We start from the raw sequence: 19,475 nt of genomic DNA, 5'->3' as shown, positions 1-19,475 counted from the left end.
AAAATGAAAATCAGATTTTACCTAACCCTTACCATTCTCTGTATCGCATTCAATTGCTTCGCCAATAAAGAGAGAATTGATAGCAGTGCTTATATTAAAAAGAGCGTTGCGCAACTGCAAGACAGCTTAATAAGTGTTAATAAGCAATTGGCAGAACTCAAACACTCAGTTGAGATTGCTCAAAACGACATATCAAGTAATAGCAGTTCTGTTGCAAATGTATTAGCAAGTGCTGGAATTACATTAGGTATAATAGCATTATCCTTGACGGGCTTGGGGTTTTGGATAAGTAATAGGGCAACTACAGTACAAAATATCTTAACCCAAGTAAATGAGGCGTTAAGCAAAACTGAAAAAGTGAAGGTTGATGTTCAAAATCTTTCGAATAAAATGCAAGATAATTTGAGTCAGCTTTTTAAAGACCTTCAGGACGAAGAATTGAAGAGCATCCTAAATCTTATTTTAAAAAATCCTTCACATTTCAACCTTTACTTCCCTTTTATAAACGCCAAAGAAACGGCACCTAAAAACCAACTTCAATTATTCATTGATGTATTAGATAGCGTTGATATAGGTGACAAAAACATTGTTTATCACTTAATAACTAAGTTTTATCAACCGTCTATATTTTTGGAAAATGAGAATTTGCTAAAGGTGATTATGAAAACACCTGATTTAATATATACATTGTCAACATCAGATGAAATTTTGGATTACACTTTGGATGTTCTTAGTATAAGATATAAAGAGCGAGGTCTAACACAAGATGAAGATAGATTTGTCAAGCATTATTTTATACCTTTTGCGAGGCAAAATAGCTTTACAGTGCCGAATCCATTTTATATTAAAATCATTGAAAAATTCAGTATTGAATATTATCTAAAACACGAAAAACCCAATCTAACAATTAATGATTTGAATAGGCTTATAGTAACATTTTTATCAATCGAACCATTAAAGTATTCGAATACCCAACAATACATGGCATATAACGCATTTAAGCAATATTTAGTGGAGAACAATTATAACTTTAAGATTAACGCTTATGACGATGACCCAATAGCCCCTGAATTTTTTAACTATCTAACCGATAGAAGATTTTTCAAAATTACAGAGGAAATATAACGCTATCTACCCAAAGCTTGATTATATGCCTTGGTTAGATTGCTAAAATTGACCATATCAGAATCTGTAAATCCTTTAGCTATAAAAGCAGTACCTAAAGTTACATCCGAAAAATAGTTTAACTCGATGGAGTTATTTCTATAAGCCAATAGATATACTGGTACATTACCACCTGTAAGTGGTATTGTAGCACTTGCAGTACCAGCTATCGTATTACCGTCCCAAAGTTTTACTGTTCCGCTGTTATTTGATACCGCTAAGAATCCGGTTTTTGCTCTGTCTAAAGTGGCACCTGATGTTAAACCGCCTGTAGTTCTTGCTAATTCACCCTGTGTAATATTAGAAAAGTTCCTTGCTAAAACTAATCTGCTGATACTTGTTGATGCGGATGATGTGCTGGCACCTCCCATTACAACCCGGCTGTTGGTATCAGCAACTTCACCAGTGGTATTGTAAAAACCTGCACAAGTGCTGCTCAGTGTACCAGTCCAATAGTAATTTGAATTAGCTGAACGTTGCGCATTTCTATCACCAACAAAGCCGTTAGCAGTGTGCGCACTGGTAGCATCATTTGAGAATGTTAATCTATATGCAGCATCGGTATCTTGGTAGTTCTTGAAATTGTATTTATGATAAGTTGCTGTTGAACCGATAAAAGGATATAAAACTTCAATCTTATCCCATAGGTTAGCAGTTACTAAACCATCATAGTATGATTGTAATGCTGTTTTTTCGTTTGTGGTTAGCGTACCACCACCCAAAGCATTAAAGTTATTTACATAGGTTGATACATCTGATGATTGACCCAACCCGAAAGAACTGAAATCAGCTCCTTCTATTATTAATTTGAATTTCATTATTAAGCTGCTTGTTTGAAGTGTAGGTTGAGAATATTACCTACATAATCCGCTAATCGTGCGTGACCTGCTATGTTAGGGTGTAGACCATCCGGTGACCAAGGCGAAGTACCACCGCTGACCATATTGTAGTAATTGAACCCGCTATTTTGATAGGTATCAATAATAATGATACTGTAATCCTTAGCTACCTTTTGAATCGCATCCTGATAATCCGACATATAAAAGCCTGTAGTAGCATTCTGCGATGGAAAACCCCTATCTGCCCTTTGCATCGGGGTCATAAAGAAGATTTTTGAACCCTTGTATCTGTCTTGTAATGAGTGAAACAGATACTTTAATGCACTATAAAAAGTGGTTTTGCCTGTTTCAGAATCGGCATAAGTGCCCAAAGGAATATTCTGACCACCAAAATCATTAGTACCACCAAATACTACAACCGCATCAGGGTTAAAAGTTGAGTTTAAAGACTGCCAACGGCTATCAGTGGTAAAGGCTGATACTCCGGATTTTTGCGCTATACAAGAACCTGGTACTCCATTAGCGTAAACATTGCAACCGTACCTATCACGGATTAAACCCCAATAGATATTGTTAGCTGTTATGCCATCTTGTGAACGTGGTGCAGTAGTGATTGAATCACCTAAGAAAGCTATGTTCTTTCCTTTAAGGTTGTTCCAGCTATCCGTTGCCCCGGTGACTTTATTGCGGTATAAAAGATTACCATCAATTGTTAATCTTAAAGCATTGTACCCGTTGGAATCTTGAATGCTGAATAAATCGGTATCGCTTTGCTGTAAAGCTTTGAGGTATTCCAAAGAATTAACTGATGCAGTTACATTTGAAACTTGTGTTACCAATGTTGCGCCACTTGTTAAATCAAACTTGGCTTCAACAGCAGTCTTAGTAAGGTTAGCTAATTCTGAAAAAGCAGCACCTACAGTTGATGCCGGTATAGATTTAGGTTCGGTTTTGTTAGATATATTAGCTGTTACACCGGAAACGAAAATTGAAATGTCCATTTATCTCTTTGTTTGAGATAAATAGTCTGTTTACGGGTTAGAACTTCAAGCCTGATTCACTTACTTTGAATTCCAATTCCAACCTTTTATTTCCGGTTGAGTACTGCTTGTTGTTCAAGTTATATGATTTGTTATTAATCGTGATAGGTAAGAAAACTCCATTGCTTAACTTCACATACACCTTTTCAGAATCAATAATTGATTTAAGCCATTGTGCAGTTTTAATGTTCAGGACATCTGAGAATACTTTATAAGTTGATTCACTTACTTTGTGGTAAACAACATCCGTTTCGTTATAAACCCCATCAGTTATATTGGTGTAGTCACCAGCCGAATTAATTTGATATGGGTATGTTTTGATAATAGATTTTTCAACGCTTATAGTTTCAGCCGGGTTGAACATGGTAACGGAATCAAACCCACCTAAGCGATTACTAAATACAATTTGTACAGGTTCACCTATGCACTTATCATTTTTTAAAATGTATGTTCTGAGTTCAGATTTTGGATTATTGTTACTGTCAAGAATCTGAACGGTATAATAGTTGGCATTATTTATTCCATAATTTGAACCAAACGTATCAGTGAACATTTCATCAAATGAATAGTTACCATACAAGTTTGAAAGAGCATTACCGTAGTAATTTTGGATTGCGTTAGGACTTACGTTCAACCGGTAAGCTTTAGTGTTTGCTGTAATTCCAGATAGCGAATGAGAACCCAAAAGCGTATGCCCAAAACCATAAAACTTGAACTCAACTTTACCATTGATACCAGCATTAAGAAAATATAAATACTCGTTGCTTCCCCTATAAGTATTACTTATTTGTGGTTTATCATTAAGGAACTTTATAGTAGCGGAAAGTGCATTAACTGCATAATCCATATAGGCAAAATCAGTAAATTGAATTCTGTCAAATTCGGCGTTCCAAACATTATAAATATCCGTTGTAAGGGTTGAACCAGTAACAACAGTGCTTCCGGAAAGATAGTTATCTGTAATACTTAATTGATACGCTTTTACAAGCTTGCTGACAGGCTGCAATAGGTCAACCGATGGTAATAATTGACTGTAAACAAAAGAGTTTAATACTGAAGATAAATCACATACAGCACCATTGTTCAAATTAGGCAATGATTGATATTTCTGATTGGCAATTAAGCCCCCGGTTTCACCATCAAGAACTTGAACATTGAAATATAAAGTACCCGGCTTTTCTGAAGTAAACTTGAATTGTATGGGTGAATTAGCCGGTGTAAAATTTTGTGGTTGCTTATCTATTGAAATCATCAAATGCTTTCAAATAAATAGTCTGCCTGTCATTATATTTGAGAAAACTTAAACCCTAATATATGCTATTAAAATTCCAAGGGAACGGCGCAATGCTTAAAACGCCATTTGAGATTGAGCTTCCGGATTTAACTATAATTACCGGTGCCAACGGTTCCGGTAAAAGTCAGTTGTTGTCAACTGTTGAAATGGAGGGCAACTTCATCCAAGATGGTAAGACTTTAAATGCTCACTACATACCGAACCAAAGGTTTAATCCCACAAATGGTGGGCAACAATCTGTTCAGCAAGACTATTCAAATTTAAAAAAACTACTAATAGTTTGCCAGACGCTATCTGTTGCTTCTCAAATAAACCCAACATTAGATTTCAAGAACTATCATATAATTAATGAAACATTAAGAAACTCATTTTTAAGACCTGATAAAGCATATTACAATGATGCGGTGATTGAAGTTGATTCATCTGAGGCTCACCTTTTAAATAGTGTGGCAGAAAACAGTAAAAAGAGGCTTCAGGATTTAAAGTTTTATGATTTTACTATTTATCAGCCAATAGTTGGTTATGATATATTTGAAGCTAATCTGTCACAGATTTTTAAACAATACATTTATCGTCTAAGATTTGAGACTGAAAAGCCGATAGATATCGAAGCACCTTGGATTTTCCTTAATAAGATTTTAAAAAAAGCTAATTCGGCTTACCAAGTCAAGACACCTGATATAACCTCTGATGTCTTCGATGTTGTTCTTTTGAACAAAAGTGAGGAAGAAATAAGATTTGAATTCTTGTCGTCAGGTGAGAAGGTAATTATGTCGTTAATTTTTGCCTTATACAACTCAAGTGCCGGTTTGATTGAATCGCTTCCTAAAGTAATTATGCTCGATGAACCGGATGCAAGCTTACATCCTACAATGTGTAAAGACTTTTTTGAAGTAGTGAATAACGTCTTTATTGTGGAAAATAAGATAAAAGTTATTATTACAACTCATTCACCAACAACCGTTGCGCTTGCACCTAACGACGATTGCATTTTCGAAATGCGTAATCGAAAATTACAAAAATCAAATAAAGCTACTGCTATTAAGTCCCTAACAGTTGGCTTAAAAAACCTTAGTATCTATTACACTCATAAAAAACAAATTTTTGTAGAGGCAGCAATTGACGCTAAATTCTTAGAATCGGTTTATGAAAAAATACAATTAGAACCAGACATTTCACTAAATTTTATATCAACTGCAAGCAATAAAGACAACTCAGGAGGAGGCTACTCAAAAGTGCGGCAAATAGTAAAAGATTTGTATGATAGTGGTAATAAAAGCATTGCTGGGGTTATAGATTATGATTTGAATAATGAGGAAAACGAAAGAGTAATAGTAATAGGTCAAAAGGAACGAAGAAACCTTGATTCATATATTTTTGACCCATTATTTTTTGCGTTATTCCTTCTAAAAGAAAATCATCCGAATCACAATGAGAAGTTTGGAATAGATAAAACGATGGATTTTCTGAAGTACCAAGATTTAAGCGAATTGCAACTTCAAAACTTGTCTAACATTGTATTAGATAATCTTAGTCAAAATGCAGATAAAGGCGACATTAAAGATAATGTATTGGTACAAATACCACTTTACAATAAAAAAGTTATCTTAATACCTAAGTGGTATCTTAATGCTAAGAAAGAGGTGATAGTAGCTTTGTACAAAGCCACTTATCCTACGTATTTTTCAAGGTATAAAAACGAAAATTCACTTAAAAATGAACTTATAAAAAACTATTTAAGTGTCTATGTCGGGTTACTTCCATCAAGCTTAATTATAACATTTGAAAGACTTCAAGACCTATCTTTTAATTAAGGCTTTTTTAACCAAATCAGTACCATACTGGTCTTTGATTGATGATGTGATAAAACTGGCAGCAAAGTTTGTTACTGATTTTGTTACATCATCAACCAGTTTTGGCAGTTCCTTGGAGAAGACATTTTTAGGGGCAAAACCAGTTTGATAAACAGAATTCGCCATGGCGAAGGCTACGCTATTAATTGCAGCTTCATCACCTTCTGAATCACTAAAAGGTGAACCCGCATTTGAATCATAAAATTCTTCATTTCTTAAATTCAAATTTTTACGTTTGATATAATCCTTAAAAGCACTTGCCGGAGGCTTCTTATCAGAGTATTTGAAAGGGCTATTGGGTGCTTTTACATTACTTACAGCACCTTGCACGCCTTTGTCAACATAAATTAGATAAGGCTTGCCTATTATATCAATGCCGGTATCAGATACATTCATCCTTAAATCGGCTATTTCACCAGTGTTGGCAATACCAACAGCATTAATGTTTTGCTGTACACGTTGAATAAAGTTTGCTACATCTGATTCCATAGTGTTAAAAACTTCCTCAGTTGAAAACTCTGAACGGCTGGAACCAATGCTATCAAGCTGTGATAGAGCATCAGCACGGGCTTGCCTTGATGCGCTGGTGATTGATTGTCTTGCCATTATTCGTATTTTGCGTTGTATTAATTGGATTATTGTTAGATTAAATATTTAATCTTAATTGATTAATGCACCGGGCAAGACAGGGGGTCTTGTCCGCTTTTTTACTTTTTCGCTCTGCTTTCTATCAGTTCTACCTTTGCCGATAAATACCCGGCTAATGTCAAAACCTCTAAAACCGGTTTATTCATCACGATAAAAAAGCTGGTTAAAGATTCTTTTGCTACCTGCATTGCAAGGTCAATCCACCCCCATTGATTTTTAAATTTATCTTCAGTGTGCTTCTGCAATTCACCCATTACCGAGCCTTGCACATCTTCAATATCAATTTCAGATTCTGTTTCGCCATCTGTTTGCCCAAAGAGCGTTTCAATGATTGAATTGATTTGTTTGTTAGCTTGTTCAGCATAAAAAAACAAGCAACCACCTCCGGGATTGTCAAAAGGCTTAACTCATCAGCGGTTTTATCTTTTATAATCAGCTTTAATATCTTTTCCATGTTATCCCATTGGGATAACCTCAACTTCTGATAACTCACAAATTCATCATAGGTAAGTTCAGTATCAGCTTTTAATTTAAGCGTTGTTTTAACCTCCGGGATAGCCTCATTCAGAAACTGCAACCGCTGAAGCATTGGCACCAGTTCAGTAGCTGGTAAGCGTTCCAAATCAATTACAGGTATATCAAGAAATATTGATAGCGGTATTAATGTGATGTAGCTGTTAAATTCTTCTTCATCCCATCCATCCGGTAATTCTGCCGGTATAGATTGAATGACTTTAATGTAGGTTTTATAATTTATATCGTGGTAGCTGGTCGGTAATTTATCAATCAATTGCATTGTAGCTTTGATTATAAATAGTCAGTTGATTTAATTATTTATATTTACAATAATTGATTTAATAATGATGCAACAACTCAATAAAGAACAAATTAAGCATAGCCGCAATCCTGAATTTATGAATGAGGTTTTATGTAACAAATTTGAAAATGAAAGTTATGATATTACATTCAGTGTTGTTTCACCAAACGTAATAAGAGGAACGTTTAAAAGCAAACTTGATGGAGAGGTGTATGAATCTAATTTTGGTTTACCGTCTGATTCTAACGGAAAAAAAATACGGTCAGAAAATCACTCCAATATTAAACCACTGACTTTTGTAGGCTTTACTAAAAATTCTTTTGTACCATATATTCCGCCGTATTTAGAGATAGAAACAAATGAATTTATTGCATTCCTTAATGAGGGCTTAATCTCTGTCCAAGATAACCGAGGAATGACCGAACTTAATAATCCCATTATTGATGATGAAATTAAAACGATTGATGATATTCCGTTTTAGACTTTACTCGTTGGAATAACTCTTAAAGATGGTGAAATAAATATATAAAGTGAATCCCTACGAACTTCCATGTTCTTTTTATCTGAACCAAGTAGGTTGAACCAAACTACATAGCCCTTGAAGTTTTTAGTATTAATTTTTTTGTTTTTTATTTTCTTATCTAAATTATCAATCTGAGAGTTTACAAGTTTAGCTGAATCTAAATATTTTTGACTTTTTGCACTTAACTCTTTTGCTCTACTTACTTCAGTCTTCACCTTGTCCTTTGCTATATCTCCTAAAACATCTGATTCGAGAATGTTATAGTATAATGAAGCTTGTTGAGCGTTCAAACTCGCAGATTTATAGGCTAATTCTGTTTGTGAATTGTATGACTTTACCATTGACATAAAAAATTCAAAGTCTCTGGATTTATTTGAAATCTGCTGTTGAGCGATTTTTAAGTCACTAAGTGTATCTATTTTGAAAATCGTTAATGAGTCCATTTTATAAATCAAACTATCTTGCTTAACGACATTTGAAATAATGGGTAGGAACTGTTCCTTTAATTTTTCTTCTTTAGATTTACAAGAAATGAGAAATGCGATTAAGGTGATAATAGTTAGATAACGTTTCATAAATAAGGTTTCTCCAAATATAGTTAACCAAAGCTAAACCCTGCCAAGAAATTTATCGGTATCTGCTTCTTATAGCGATTTGCAAGGGCTAAGGCTATTACACAATCATCAAACCCACCGGGTGCATTACCATATTTAATGTAGCCGGTACTTGTATAACTATATTCAAATATTGAAAGCTCATTTGCGGTAATCTCGTTGAATTTAAGATTGCCTTTTTCAATGTCCAGAATGAGTTCCGTGATTAACTTTGGCTTTGTAGCGGATGTAAATTCAAATCCCAGGATATTTGGTACTCCCTCGCTTTGAAGGCTCTCAAATATGCCATCACCAACGCTACCATGTGTGCTATCAATTACTTTCAATATGCTTGATGGTAATGCTTTAATGCGCTGTTTGGTATATTCATTATCACGCTGGAACCTTTCAAAGTAACACATAGCACCATCCGAATCTAAACCAGTAATACACGTATAATCGTGATACTTGGCAATGTCAATCCCGTATACAACCGGCTTTTTTTTTGATAAGGTTGTGATGGTATTAGCTTCAATAAAATGTGATGCAACAACTGAATTACTATTAGCATTTGCAATCGCTAAATACTCTTGTTGATATGCTGAATCCGGCAATGAAGCCTTTGCTGATTCAATCTCTGATTTGCTTATGTATGGGTTATCGTAAGTGCTGTAATGGAATGATTCCCATTCTGTATTGGATTCATCCAAGCCCTTTAGATAAAGGCTGTAGAAGTAATTTTTACCACGTGGGGTTGATATAAACAAAGCATCACCCGCATAATCCGTCAAACATGGTCGGATGCTATTTAACCAAGCTGATTCTATGTCCGAGATATAAGCAGCTTCATCAATTATTACGGTGTGAAATTTTCTACCTCTAAAGCTGTCCAACCTCTCACCAGTTAAGAAACTTAGTGAGCCACCGGTTTTAAGCGTAATAATAAGGTCGGTTTTATTAGCTGATTGAATTAGTTGAACCGGAATAACCTTGATTATCTCCTGAAAAAATATCTTACTTAATTGATATGTTGGCGTAACGTAGGCGATATGCTTTTTGTTAAGCATACCAAGTATTGAAATGATTTGAGATATCAGCGATTTACCCCAACGCCTACCGCATAGGAGTACTTTAAATCTTGCTTTGCTATCAAGTACTTTTTGCTGTCCGGTATGTGGTTTAGGTAGATTTATATTAACGTCCAATACATTTGTGGAGTCCTGATTTTTCCGGCTTTTATATGAGAATTGGCTGCGATTTTGGCACCTTTCACCAAAAGATGCCCTTTACAGTATCAAAAACCGCATATATTGGTTAGTGATTCCTAAACCAGTTAGCAGCCGGACGGCTTAGACAGTACCGTTTTATTCTTATAATCCCGCCATGGGGCATATACTTTTAACGATGATTAAAACGGTTCTTCAATATCAAGCCCGGCATCATCATTAGGTTTATCAATCTGACTATCTGTAAAGCTCACGGTGATGTTAATTTCACCTGAATGCTCAACTGTATCATCTGATTTGGATAATTGAGGCATAACGTATTTAGCAACCGCATTAAGAATAGTCCATTGCTTGAACTCACTCATTTGTTCAAGGTCTGCTTCTAATTCTTCAATCTTATTGGATAGCACAAGCTGTATCTTATCCCTAATTTCCTGTGTAGTTTTGTTTTTAACGCCCGGTTTCCTGCCTCCGGTTTTCGCTCTCCCCTTTTGAAATCCCATCTATTTATCTTCTGTTATGAATAAATAGTATGTGCAAGAGCAGATTGAGAATTGCGCCCGAAAAATTTATGAGTTTTTGTATTTTAGACCTGAACTTACAGCCTTATAGATATATGAAGAATTTATACCTGACCTTGATTTTCGCATTAACCACAATGTTAACCATTGCTCAAACTACTGAGCATCTTTCTTTCAAGGGCGTTCCAATAGACGGAACACTCAATCAGTTTATTTCTAAAATTAAAAATATTGGTTTTACACATTTAGGAACCGAAAGTGGGATTGCAGCACTAAAAGGTGATTTTGCAGGCTACAAAAGTTGTATTGTTAGTGTTGGAACATTAAGCCAGCAAGATTTGGTGTACAAAATTGGCGTTGCTTTTCCAGAGAAAGATACTTGGTCAAGCCTTTCAGGTGATTACTTTAATTTGAAAGAAATGCTAACGCAAAAATACGGTAAGCCTTCTGATGTCGTAGAAAAATTTGATGGTCTTATTTCTGAACCGAAAGATGACGAATCCAAATTTCGTAATGTTAAATATGACAAATGCAGGTATAATTCAATTTGGACTACCAAAAATGGCGACATAGAATTATCAATAGCTTATAAGAATTTCAGTTGTTATGTCAAATTAGCCTATTTTGACAAAGAAAATTCAGCCAAAATAAAAGCAAAAGCTATAGATGATTTATAATGTTTAGGCTTTTTTAACCTTATCAACAAAATCAACCTTATGTTTAATACTATTGATGCAAATTGGGTGTCAGCAATTATTTCGGGACTTGCATTATTAGCAACAGTCTATACTTTATGGGACACTCGTAAGGATGCTGATAAAATCCAGCAACAAGTAAACTCCCTCTCTAAACTTGCTAAATTATATGAATTAAGTAGACGTGATAATATAATGCCGAGTATAGAAGTAGGGAATATATGGGTGGGAAATGATTGGAATAACGTAGTAAGTTTAAGAAATTCTGGCTCAACAGCTTACGAATTCCAAGTCATTGAAATCAATTTTAAAGGCATTAAGGTTATATCTATTCCGACAAGGAAAGAAACTTTTAAATCAAACGATGGCAAAGATTTAAAAATCGATTTGAATCCTATCGAAGAAGAAAAAATTTCTCGTGGAGAATATGAACATCTACTGTTAAAAATTTCATTTAACAATTCAGATGGAAATCAATTTGTCCAAACTTTGGAGAAAAACAAACATGGAAACATTCCACATTTACCAATATTGATAGTTTAGATTATGAGCGACGAAAAAACGGATAATATAAAAAAGGTAATTGAGTATATTCCTGCTTTTACTGCGTTTATAATAGCATTTAGTTGTGTTAAGTTTTGGTCTTACTATCAGGTGTTTGATTTAAACATCTTCAGATATACGGATTTAAACGACTTCGTAGTTGAGGCTTTAACTGACTTATTTAGAATGTCCTTTGCTACTCTTTTTGGATTATCAATAAAAGCACCTTACAAGTTTTCGTCAGACACGAGTATTCACCCAAAAGGTTCACAGGAATGGCTTTTTGAAAAAGGGAAATCATTTATAAAATTAATTGAGATTTTGTGCTATATCATATTAGGCATACTTACAATACTTACTTTGTATAAGTATTTTTATGGTAAATGGAGTATGTATTCGAAACGCACAATGTTATCTATGTGCGCTGCATCCTTAGCTATTATCTCATCACAGCAAATACCATTAAACTACCTTAAAAACAACCTGAAATCATTTAGTAGAACCACATTTATAATACTTTGGATATTACCAATTTATTTCATATTACATATATTATATGCTTATAATGATGCACTTAACGTCCGTTACAATCACACTACAGTTAATACGTTTATAGTTACATCATCCAATAAGGTCATATCTACATCAAGCAACTATTATATCGGAGAAACTAATAGCTATTTAATATTTTATGATGAGAAAGAGAACAAAAATGACATATACTATAAAAGTGATATTAAACAATTAAGTCTAAAAAGGAAAAACTAATTATTGTTTTTTAATTTGATTTTGAATCACTTGCATCTCTCTTATCATATCTTCTTTGGCTTGCTTCCGCTCTTTAGATGGTGAACCTGGCTTTTGCTTACCAAGCAGTTGGTAAAATACAAATCTTGCCTCCGGACTTAGCTGCTCAATTATCTGTTCGGGTGTAAAACCATACTCAGCTTCAAAATCTGATTGTGCTTCAGCATCATCAAAAATTATTAATTGCTTTTCCTGTCCATCATCGTCACTAAGCGATTCCAGCGGTGGTATGCTGTAATTCGTAGTATTAAACACTGAACCAAAACCTAATCTTGATACTAAGCAGGATTTCGGGTTATTAGTTCTCTTATCAATCGCAAAGCATTTTAATACTATGATGCGCATTAACAGGGCTATTATCCGAGTGCCTTTTACCTTTGAATTTTGATAAGCATCAATAAAATTATCAGTATCGTAATTCCATAAGTGCAGGAATGCTTCTTGGTAAATATCTTCTATGAAATCATTATCCTGTACACCATTATTTTGCAGTAGGTAACTTTTATACAAGCACCCTTTAATATATTGCTTTATGGGGTTTTCTTTTGATTTGGATTTAATCCCTAAGTAGTAACCGTCTATACGTCCGGTACGGTAAAATTCATTTATTATCTGTTCCTTTTGTTGTTGATTAGTCATTAATATTTAGTTGATAACACCCGCAATTGGTGTTTAATAGCAGTAGCAACCACCGGGGCGGTTACTGCAACTATGAGATATGAGGCTTCTTTTGTATAGAAAAAAGCGATTATTGAAACCCACCAAGCAAGTGAATTTACTGATAGCATTAGCTTTATTGATGGCTTTAACAATGTAAGCAGATTTTGAAAAACTGGTAACGTATGTAACCAATTTACTGTTAATGCTACTATGAGTATTTTAGTGAAAATCATCTTAATTGACTTTGTATCGCTTACCTAATTCTAACGGAATTTCAATCAAAAGCTTCTGTTTGATACCTACATCAATGGCGGTTTTATGCCTTAGATTCATTTGAAATATGCTTACATTAGTAATATCAATCTTACGGAGGTTGAACATGTACGCTATATCATCGTTGAAGAAACATAAATAGAATATAGCCGCTTTCTCATTAGCATCTGCTACAGCCTTTAAAGCATTTAATTTTTCAACTTCTAAAAAGGTGGTATCGTAGGTTGTTGATTTTAAATCACGATTTTTAACCTCAATAAAATAATTCACCGCTTCATCTGCTATTGATTGAGTTCTGCCTGAAAAATCCCAGCAAGAAAATATGTTATCGCTCTCAACAAGCTCATACTTGTTGAATAATCTTTTGGCTTTTTTCCTGCCAACGCTTTCTGTTAATTCAAATTCATTCATATTTTCTTAATATCATATTTTAACTCATCAAGGATTTCAATGATGCCATAGCAATCACTGTCTATCAATCTTACTTTATCATTTTGAGTGTCTATCATCAGATAGTAGTCTGCCGGGAGGTCTGCTATGAAATAGCACCCATAAAACTTAATTATTTTAACTGCTTCCATATCTATAAATACATCGATAAAAAATAGAAGTCACATTTTTAATAAACTTTTTTCAAATATTTTTTTTCATAAAAAAAGCCCCTCAAAAATTAATCTGAGAGGCTTTAAATTGTTGAAACGCTTTTATAAATCTTTTAACTGTTTTTCATCTTTAAGTTTTGGAGTGTACTTATTTTTTGATGCCTCATTTGAACATTTTAGCTGTTCCAAGACCTGTATCGAATAAGATAAACCTGAATAATATTGCTCATTACATTTATCATCATAGTAACTGCCCACAAATGCTGAAAAATGTATATCATCAGATTCACGGTTGTTATGATACGTTTTTGCAACTAATTTTCTTGTAATGCCGGTTAATTGATATACACAAGATGCAGTATCATATTTGATGGTTGATTCAGACTTTCCATATTTTTGGTCAAGCGCATTTACCACTTCGGTACTATAATCGCTCCTGAACTTGATTAGCTTATTTTTATAAAAAGTCAATTCAACGTTTTTAAGTTTCATTCCGGCAACTTCATATAACGCCAATCTGTATTCAGATACATCCGGGCAAGGGTCAACAATAATATCTGCTGCACCTTTACTAATTTTTGCGATGTATTTTTTGTCGAAAACGGGTATAGATGAAATCACCTTAACCTTTTTACATTTTTCTTCAGCATAGTTATATACTACTGAGGAATCAGACCCTATTTTGAAAACACCGATACCGGTAAATTTCTCCTGAGAAAATGAGTTGAAGTAGGCAAGTATTGCCGTTAATGACAGTAAAAGTCTTTTCATATTGTGATAAGTAATAAATTTGAGGGCGAAAATATAAATTTACTCAACTTCTTACAATGGTTATGCTGCCAATTGTTTGAAACTTATAATTGTATATCCTCCTTGATTAACGGTTTCCAATGATAACCTACCACCAGTACCAATAAGCGGAAAAGTAAACACAGGACTGGTATTGTTTAACACGTCTGAGAGTAATTTAAATTTGGTATGTATAGTTAATCTATTTAGGATAGGTGATAGCTCGCTAAAGTCCGTAATCAAGCCCTGCTTTGAATGATAGCTATACTCCACCATATCGTTACCAACATCAGTGAATTTCAGGTATGGATTAAGATTGTTTAATTCATCGATAATTAGATTAGGTTGATTAACAACTACAGGTTCATCTCTTGCTTCACTAATTACTTCCAGCTTTTGAATTTGCAATATTTTTTTGCTTGTTGAACTATTCTTAACCAGTTCCATCGCTGGTGGAATTGAGATACCATTTTCAATTAATAATGCCTCTAATTGATTTATCCGGGCTTGTAAGTTGACAACTGATTCTGTATTGGTTGAAGCTGGTTTAATATAAGCTGAATGTTCTTTGCCTTTCGCAATCCATTTATCGGCTTGTAGCTTTTGTAGAAACAGATAATCTTGAACATGGTAGAATTTCTTAACTGAATTATCATTAGTATAAGGCTTAACCATCACGTAACCATTACTATTAACTCCGGCATTATGGTTTGAAGCTTTAGTTATGATTTTGTGTTCAACTAAACGTGAAAGTATTTTAGATACTTCACCCCGGCTCATACATAGCGACCAAGCGTGATTACCTATATGGACTTGATAGCCCCTTATGTCTTTACACCAATTAATTTGGTTGAGTAAATATTCAATTTTTGGTAAGTCTTTCTTTGTGAAATCACAAAAAACATCTGATACATTGAAACCTACAGGAGTGTTGAAGATAATTAGATTATCATCTTTTAATTCATTTAACATTGTTTTATCCCTTAAATCATATTTCCTAATCCCGTTTCCAATGGGATAATCCCGATAGCATTGAAATATGGAAACCTGCTACCGGGAATTAAATGTTTTTTTCTATAAATACTTTGAAAAAATAAAAAGTATCAAAAGAATGATTAATACATATATAGATTAAGAATCTTGTTTGTCAAGTTCAGACTTGATATATATTTTCAAGATGGTACAAATCCATAAGTACCACTAATCATACCTCTTTTGATAGTTTATTCCTGTACCACAAATGATACTTTGATATATAGATAATAATTTAATAGTTAAAAGATAAAAGATATTATAAATCAATGAAATGGTGGTATTTATGAATTTGTACCACCTTGATGTATAAGTACATTATTTATTTTAAGTAATCTTAATGTGCAAAGCACTTCTTAACTTCAATGATTTACCATATATGCCGTTCCAGCATCATCTTAAAATTACTAATGTTAAAAGGTAAAATATCTCAACTTGCAAAGCAGTTTATGTACAATTTTCATTTTTCTTTTGGGCAAAAAACCTCTTGAATAGCACATGGCGAATCGCCATGCTCTTATAGCCTTAACCACTTATTTTGAATCAATTATAACTCAACTACCATAAACGAAGATATAAAAAATATTTTATACATTTGTTTGATTATCAATTAGTTATGTAAAAAAATATTTGGAAATTTGCTCACTTTTCAATATCTTTGTGTAAGATTTATAAAGTATGGTTAGCATTCAATTAAGTAATATGATTAGAGTTCACATTCCAATAAGATATTTTGAAGGGTTTAATAATGACATTGTCAACCATTATCAAAGATTTGATGTCCAAATTATACTTAATCGATTTTATGAATTTACGTTTGAAAATTATCCAGATGCTGAAAATTTTGCAGCTAATCTAAGAATCGAAGCAAATGGAATTTCTATCGAAAACTTGAGACAAATTCAAGAATTGATTATTCAACATCAGCCACGGTTTTAAATGAACTTAAATCAAATATATACGGAAATATTACATGTGATAGGTAATCATATAAACGGGTGTTTTGAGTTCGGCATAACAAGTAAAATAGGTGTGAAGAGTGAAAATCTAAGTACCTATTTTTGGTATGGTACTGAACCTATTAAAAATAAAGAAATCTATAACAATATCTGTGATTTATATAAACTGTCAATTAATACTAATCAAACAGGGAATTATCTTTACGTAAAGTTTGAGAATGACTGAGCAGCAACAGTTACAACAATTAGCTAAACAAATATTCAGAATTAAAAAAGAACTTGCTGAAGATGCCTATCAAAGCAAATTAGAATCAATCCGCAATGATGCGATTAAAGCGGCTGTAGCTAACTTTAATCCTGATACACAGATTATCATTTACAAGTCTGAGTTATTCAACCAGCAAGCTATTATTGATGAAATTAGGCAAATGAGAAACCAAGACCTTACCGACATCAAAGAGGCTGTACAGTTTGTAAAATCAAAATACACACACAACCCGGATACGGCTAAGAAATCTGATTTAAGCAACAGAGAAAAAATTGAAAATGTGAAGGCTGGTTTGCTAAAAAAGAATCGTAAAAAATAAAGGGGCATTTTCCATGCCCCCTGTCTAATATTAAAACATTTTGTTTGCCGAGGGTTGAATGATGTTCTTCAACAATCTTTCTCTAACATATAGCGTAGTTACCTGCAAATTGGCGTGACGGTTACGTTGCCTTATTTCTTCATAAGAGGCACCATTTTCTATATCGTAATAGTTTGATGAATGCTTTAACGCATATAGCTTTAGATGTTTTGGCAGTTTATATTTATTCCTAAACATACGCCACTTTTGCCCAAAGTAATCTTGGTGTATTTGTTCTGCTCCCGGCTCACACCTATGACCGAAAACAAAATAAGAATTAGGACAATTAGAGGTTAAATCATCCAACAGATTAAACATTTCAGTGTTCAGCTTAAATATTGCCTCATTACCATTCTTCGTTTTTGATGGAGGTAATACTAATTGCCCTTTCTCAAAATCAATATCCGCTACTTGTATGCGTGTTATTTCCACTGGACGTATATTATAGTGAAAAATCAGTTTGGATGCCACATACAGCCCCAAATAAGCCTTATCACCCGCCATTAACTTTACTACCTCTGTTAATTCATCAGCCTCAAAAATCTTGAATCGTGATGAGTCCTTTTTTGTGTTTTTTTTTGCCGATGATTCAACCGGATTTTCAGAAATTATCTTCAGCGTTTTTAAGAAGTTGAAAAAAGTACCTAAATCAGTACGGTAACAGTTATAACTAACCTTGCCCCAATTGCGCTCACTTGCTGTAGTCTGTAAAAAAGTATCAACATCAATTTTAGTGAATGTGTTAGGCTTACGATATAGGTAAGATTTAGCTGATAACCACTTCTTGAAATATGTCACTAAGTACTGATTCATTGTAAGTGCCTTATCTTTCATCGCTTTGTTGTCACGCTTGCGTTCACGCTCCCGTAACCAGTAATCAAGGCATTCGGTTATTGGTGATAGTGGTGTTATCGGTAAATCATTGAAAGTATCAGTGACAGGATTCCAACCTTCAGCTAATAGTTCAATGATTCCTTGAACTGTAACATGGGCTTGTTTCTTTAATTCCGTTTTTGATGAACCGGGTTTTAAACCTGTGAGCTTCTTGATACGTACTTCTTTGCCCGTTTCAGGGTTTAAGAAATTGAAATAGATGTAAGGCTTTTTACCGGGGTAGAGCTTGAACTCATACTTATCCCAAGATTGAACAAGTAATGATTTGTAGGTTGTCTTTGTGCTTTCCATAACTTTTTTAAAACCAGCCCTTTAGGTAAAATCTAAATTCAGATTTTCTTTTTGGGCTTTTTTAAAAAGCGTTCTTCCGAAACACAGCCCAAATATAGCAAAATCCGACCGCTTGACCAAAAACAACTACACCTAAAAAGCTGGAATTTTGTTCCTGTTTTTTAGTTATTTTTGGCACCTATTTTGGCACCTTTAGGATGAAAAACACGTCAGACATTAGCAAAAACACACAGTATTGGTTAGTAAAAAGATAACCTTTGGTGGTTTTCTGCCCTTTTTTAGACGTGTAGAATTTCACCTTTTTTTGGCACCTATTTTGGCACCTGATAGCACAAAAACCCTGTTTTTAGTATGAAAAAAGCACAATATTGGTTAGTAAAATCCGAACCGTTTAAATATAGCTGGGAAAAATTTAATGAGGATGGCCGCACTTTTTGGGATGGCGTGCGTAATTACCAGGCACGTAACAACCTAAAGGGCATGAAAGAGGGCGACCTGGTGATGTTTTACCACAGCAATGAGGGTAAAGAGATTGTGGGCATTGCCAAAGTGGTTAAGGAGTTTTACCAGGACCCTACTACGGATGATGCCAACTGGGTGGTGGTTGATCTGTCGCCGGTTGAGGCGCTGAAGAAACCGGTTACGCTGGAGCAGATCAAGGCGGACGAGCGCCTGAAAGATATAGGATTAATACGTCAGGGCCGCTTGTCGGTTATGTCATTAAAACCCGAGGAGTTTGACCGTATTGTTGAATTAGGCAGTTAATTTATTCACACCCCTACCCTT

23 protein-coding genes are annotated in these 19,475 nt (G+C 34.1%); 9 read left to right on the top strand and 14 right to left on the bottom strand.

Annotation, left to right across the window (positions count from 1 at the left end; all coding sequences use genetic code 11):
- The first annotated feature begins 3 nt into the window (after positions 1-3).
- Complete coding sequence (locus tag ABD960_RS03775; RefSeq protein WP_345329557.1) at positions 4-1,125, top strand: hypothetical protein; 1,122 nt, start codon at positions 4-6, stop codon at positions 1,123-1,125.
- 2 nt (positions 1,126-1,127) lie between these two features.
- Here ABD960_RS03775 and ABD960_RS03770 read toward each other — a convergent pair whose 3' ends face one another.
- From ABD960_RS03770 to ABD960_RS03760, 3 genes are read right to left on the bottom strand one after another with little or no spacing between them, the layout of a single operon-like run.
- Positions 1,128-1,982 (bottom strand): hypothetical protein, encoded by an 855-nt coding sequence (locus ABD960_RS03770; RefSeq protein WP_345329556.1) that lies wholly within the window; start codon positions 1,980-1,982, stop codon positions 1,128-1,130.
- Between the two features lie 2 nt (positions 1,983-1,984).
- On the bottom strand, positions 1,985-3,004 hold the full coding sequence (locus tag ABD960_RS03765) for an SGNH/GDSL hydrolase family protein (RefSeq protein WP_345329555.1): 1,020 nt from the start codon (positions 3,002-3,004) through the stop codon (positions 1,985-1,987).
- Between the two features lie 37 nt (positions 3,005-3,041).
- Complete coding sequence (locus tag ABD960_RS03760; RefSeq protein ID WP_345329554.1) at positions 3,042-4,295, bottom strand: hypothetical protein; 1,254 nt, start codon at positions 4,293-4,295, stop codon at positions 3,042-3,044.
- 62 nt (positions 4,296-4,357) lie between these two features.
- On the opposite strand from ABD960_RS03760, the gene ABD960_RS03755 reads away from it, so the two are divergent.
- Positions 4,358-6,151 (top strand): AAA family ATPase, encoded by a 1,794-nt coding sequence (locus tag ABD960_RS03755; RefSeq protein ID WP_345329553.1) that lies wholly within the window; start codon positions 4,358-4,360, stop codon positions 6,149-6,151.
- Here ABD960_RS03755 and ABD960_RS03750 read toward each other — a convergent pair.
- From ABD960_RS03750 to ABD960_RS03740, 3 genes are all read right to left on the bottom strand, one after another.
- Positions 6,137-6,796: a hypothetical protein gene (locus tag ABD960_RS03750; RefSeq protein WP_345329552.1), complete on the bottom strand. Its 660-nt coding sequence runs from the start codon at positions 6,794-6,796 to the stop codon at positions 6,137-6,139. The two genes, ABD960_RS03755 and ABD960_RS03750, sit on opposite strands and share 15 nt — an antisense overlap.
- 101 nt (positions 6,797-6,897) lie before the next feature.
- On the bottom strand, positions 6,898-7,092 hold the full coding sequence (locus tag ABD960_RS03745) for a hypothetical protein (RefSeq protein ID WP_345329551.1): 195 nt from the start codon (positions 7,090-7,092) through the stop codon (positions 6,898-6,900).
- Entirely contained in the window at positions 7,092-7,634 is a 543-nt protein-coding gene (locus ABD960_RS03740) for a hypothetical protein (protein ID WP_345329550.1), read from the bottom strand. The genes ABD960_RS03745 and ABD960_RS03740 overlap by 1 nt, the downstream gene beginning before the upstream one ends.
- Positions 7,635-7,698: 64 nt before the next feature.
- Between ABD960_RS03740 and ABD960_RS03735 the strand changes: the two genes are divergently transcribed.
- Positions 7,699-8,136, top strand: a complete 438-nt coding sequence (locus ABD960_RS03735) for a hypothetical protein (protein WP_345329549.1) — start codon at positions 7,699-7,701, stop codon at positions 8,134-8,136.
- Here the strand turns inward: ABD960_RS03735 and ABD960_RS03730 are convergent.
- The 3 genes from ABD960_RS03730 to ABD960_RS03720 form a co-directional block, all read right to left on the bottom strand.
- On the bottom strand, positions 8,133-8,753 hold the full coding sequence (locus ABD960_RS03730) for a hypothetical protein (protein ID WP_345329548.1): 621 nt from the start codon (positions 8,751-8,753) through the stop codon (positions 8,133-8,135). The genes ABD960_RS03735 and ABD960_RS03730 overlap by 4 nt on opposite strands.
- 23 nt (positions 8,754-8,776) lie before the next feature.
- On the bottom strand, positions 8,777-9,976 hold the full coding sequence (locus ABD960_RS03725; RefSeq protein WP_345329547.1) for a terminase large subunit domain-containing protein: 1,200 nt from the start codon (positions 9,974-9,976) through the stop codon (positions 8,777-8,779).
- A 203-nt stretch (positions 9,977-10,179) separates the two neighbouring features.
- Positions 10,180-10,500 (bottom strand): hypothetical protein, encoded by a 321-nt coding sequence (locus ABD960_RS03720; RefSeq protein WP_345329545.1) that lies wholly within the window; start codon positions 10,498-10,500, stop codon positions 10,180-10,182.
- A gap of 113 nt (positions 10,501-10,613) precedes the next feature.
- On the opposite strand from ABD960_RS03720, the gene ABD960_RS03715 reads away from it, so the two are divergent.
- From ABD960_RS03715 to ABD960_RS03705, 3 genes are read left to right on the top strand one after another with little or no spacing between them, the layout of a single operon-like run.
- A complete protein-coding gene (locus tag ABD960_RS03715; RefSeq protein ID WP_345329544.1) occupies positions 10,614-11,195 on the top strand; it encodes a hypothetical protein in 582 nt (193 codons plus the stop codon).
- A 39-nt stretch (positions 11,196-11,234) separates the two neighbouring features.
- On the top strand, positions 11,235-11,756 hold the full coding sequence (locus ABD960_RS03710; RefSeq protein ID WP_345329543.1) for a hypothetical protein: 522 nt from the start codon (positions 11,235-11,237) through the stop codon (positions 11,754-11,756).
- 3 nt (positions 11,757-11,759) lie between these two features.
- Positions 11,760-12,524, top strand: coding sequence for a hypothetical protein (locus ABD960_RS03705; protein ID WP_345329542.1), 765 nt, complete (start codon positions 11,760-11,762; stop codon positions 12,522-12,524).
- Here the strand turns inward: ABD960_RS03705 and ABD960_RS03700 are convergent, their stop codons facing one another.
- From ABD960_RS03700 to ABD960_RS03685, 4 genes are all read right to left on the bottom strand, one after another.
- Positions 12,525-13,202, bottom strand: coding sequence for a hypothetical protein (locus ABD960_RS03700; protein ID WP_345329541.1), 678 nt, complete (start codon positions 13,200-13,202; stop codon positions 12,525-12,527).
- Positions 13,203-13,457: 255 nt separating this feature from the next.
- Entirely contained in the window at positions 13,458-13,907 is a 450-nt protein-coding gene (locus ABD960_RS03695) for a hypothetical protein (RefSeq protein ID WP_345329540.1), read from the bottom strand.
- 293 nt (positions 13,908-14,200) lie between these two features.
- Positions 14,201-14,869, bottom strand: a complete 669-nt coding sequence (locus tag ABD960_RS03690) for a hypothetical protein (protein WP_345329539.1) — start codon at positions 14,867-14,869, stop codon at positions 14,201-14,203.
- Between the two features lie 60 nt (positions 14,870-14,929).
- The gene (locus ABD960_RS03685; protein ID WP_345329538.1) at positions 14,930-15,859 is read right to left on the bottom strand and encodes a hypothetical protein; all 930 of its coding nucleotides are present in this window, start codon (positions 15,857-15,859) and stop codon (positions 14,930-14,932) included.
- A 738-nt stretch (positions 15,860-16,597) separates the two neighbouring features.
- Here ABD960_RS03685 and ABD960_RS03680 point away from each other — a divergent pair.
- Together ABD960_RS03680 and ABD960_RS03675 are read left to right on the top strand one after the other, a co-directional pair.
- Positions 16,598-16,858: a hypothetical protein gene (locus tag ABD960_RS03680; RefSeq protein WP_345329536.1), complete on the top strand. Its 261-nt coding sequence runs from the start codon at positions 16,598-16,600 to the stop codon at positions 16,856-16,858.
- Positions 16,859-17,096: 238 nt separating this feature from the next.
- Positions 17,097-17,465, top strand: coding sequence for a hypothetical protein (locus ABD960_RS03675; protein WP_345329535.1), 369 nt, complete (start codon positions 17,097-17,099; stop codon positions 17,463-17,465).
- A gap of 30 nt (positions 17,466-17,495) precedes the next feature.
- Here the strand turns inward: ABD960_RS03675 and ABD960_RS03670 are convergent, their stop codons facing one another.
- Positions 17,496-18,689 carry a tyrosine-type recombinase/integrase gene (locus tag ABD960_RS03670; protein ID WP_345329534.1) on the bottom strand — a complete coding sequence of 398 codons (1,194 nt, stop codon included), beginning with the start codon at positions 18,687-18,689 and terminating at the stop codon, positions 17,496-17,498.
- Between the two features lie 351 nt (positions 18,690-19,040).
- Here ABD960_RS03670 and ABD960_RS03665 point away from each other — a divergent pair, with 351 nt between their 5' ends.
- Positions 19,041-19,454 (top strand): EVE domain-containing protein, encoded by a 414-nt coding sequence (locus ABD960_RS03665; RefSeq protein WP_345329533.1) that lies wholly within the window; start codon positions 19,041-19,043, stop codon positions 19,452-19,454.
- The last annotated feature ends 21 nt before the right edge of the window (positions 19,455-19,475 follow it).

It is taken from the genome of Mucilaginibacter defluvii (assembly GCF_039543225.1).
Taxonomy (GTDB): domain Bacteria; phylum Bacteroidota; class Bacteroidia; order Sphingobacteriales; family Sphingobacteriaceae; genus Mucilaginibacter; species Mucilaginibacter defluvii.
The sequence above is the reverse complement of the archived record's forward strand: the minus strand, read 5'-3'. Positions and strand labels throughout refer to the sequence as shown.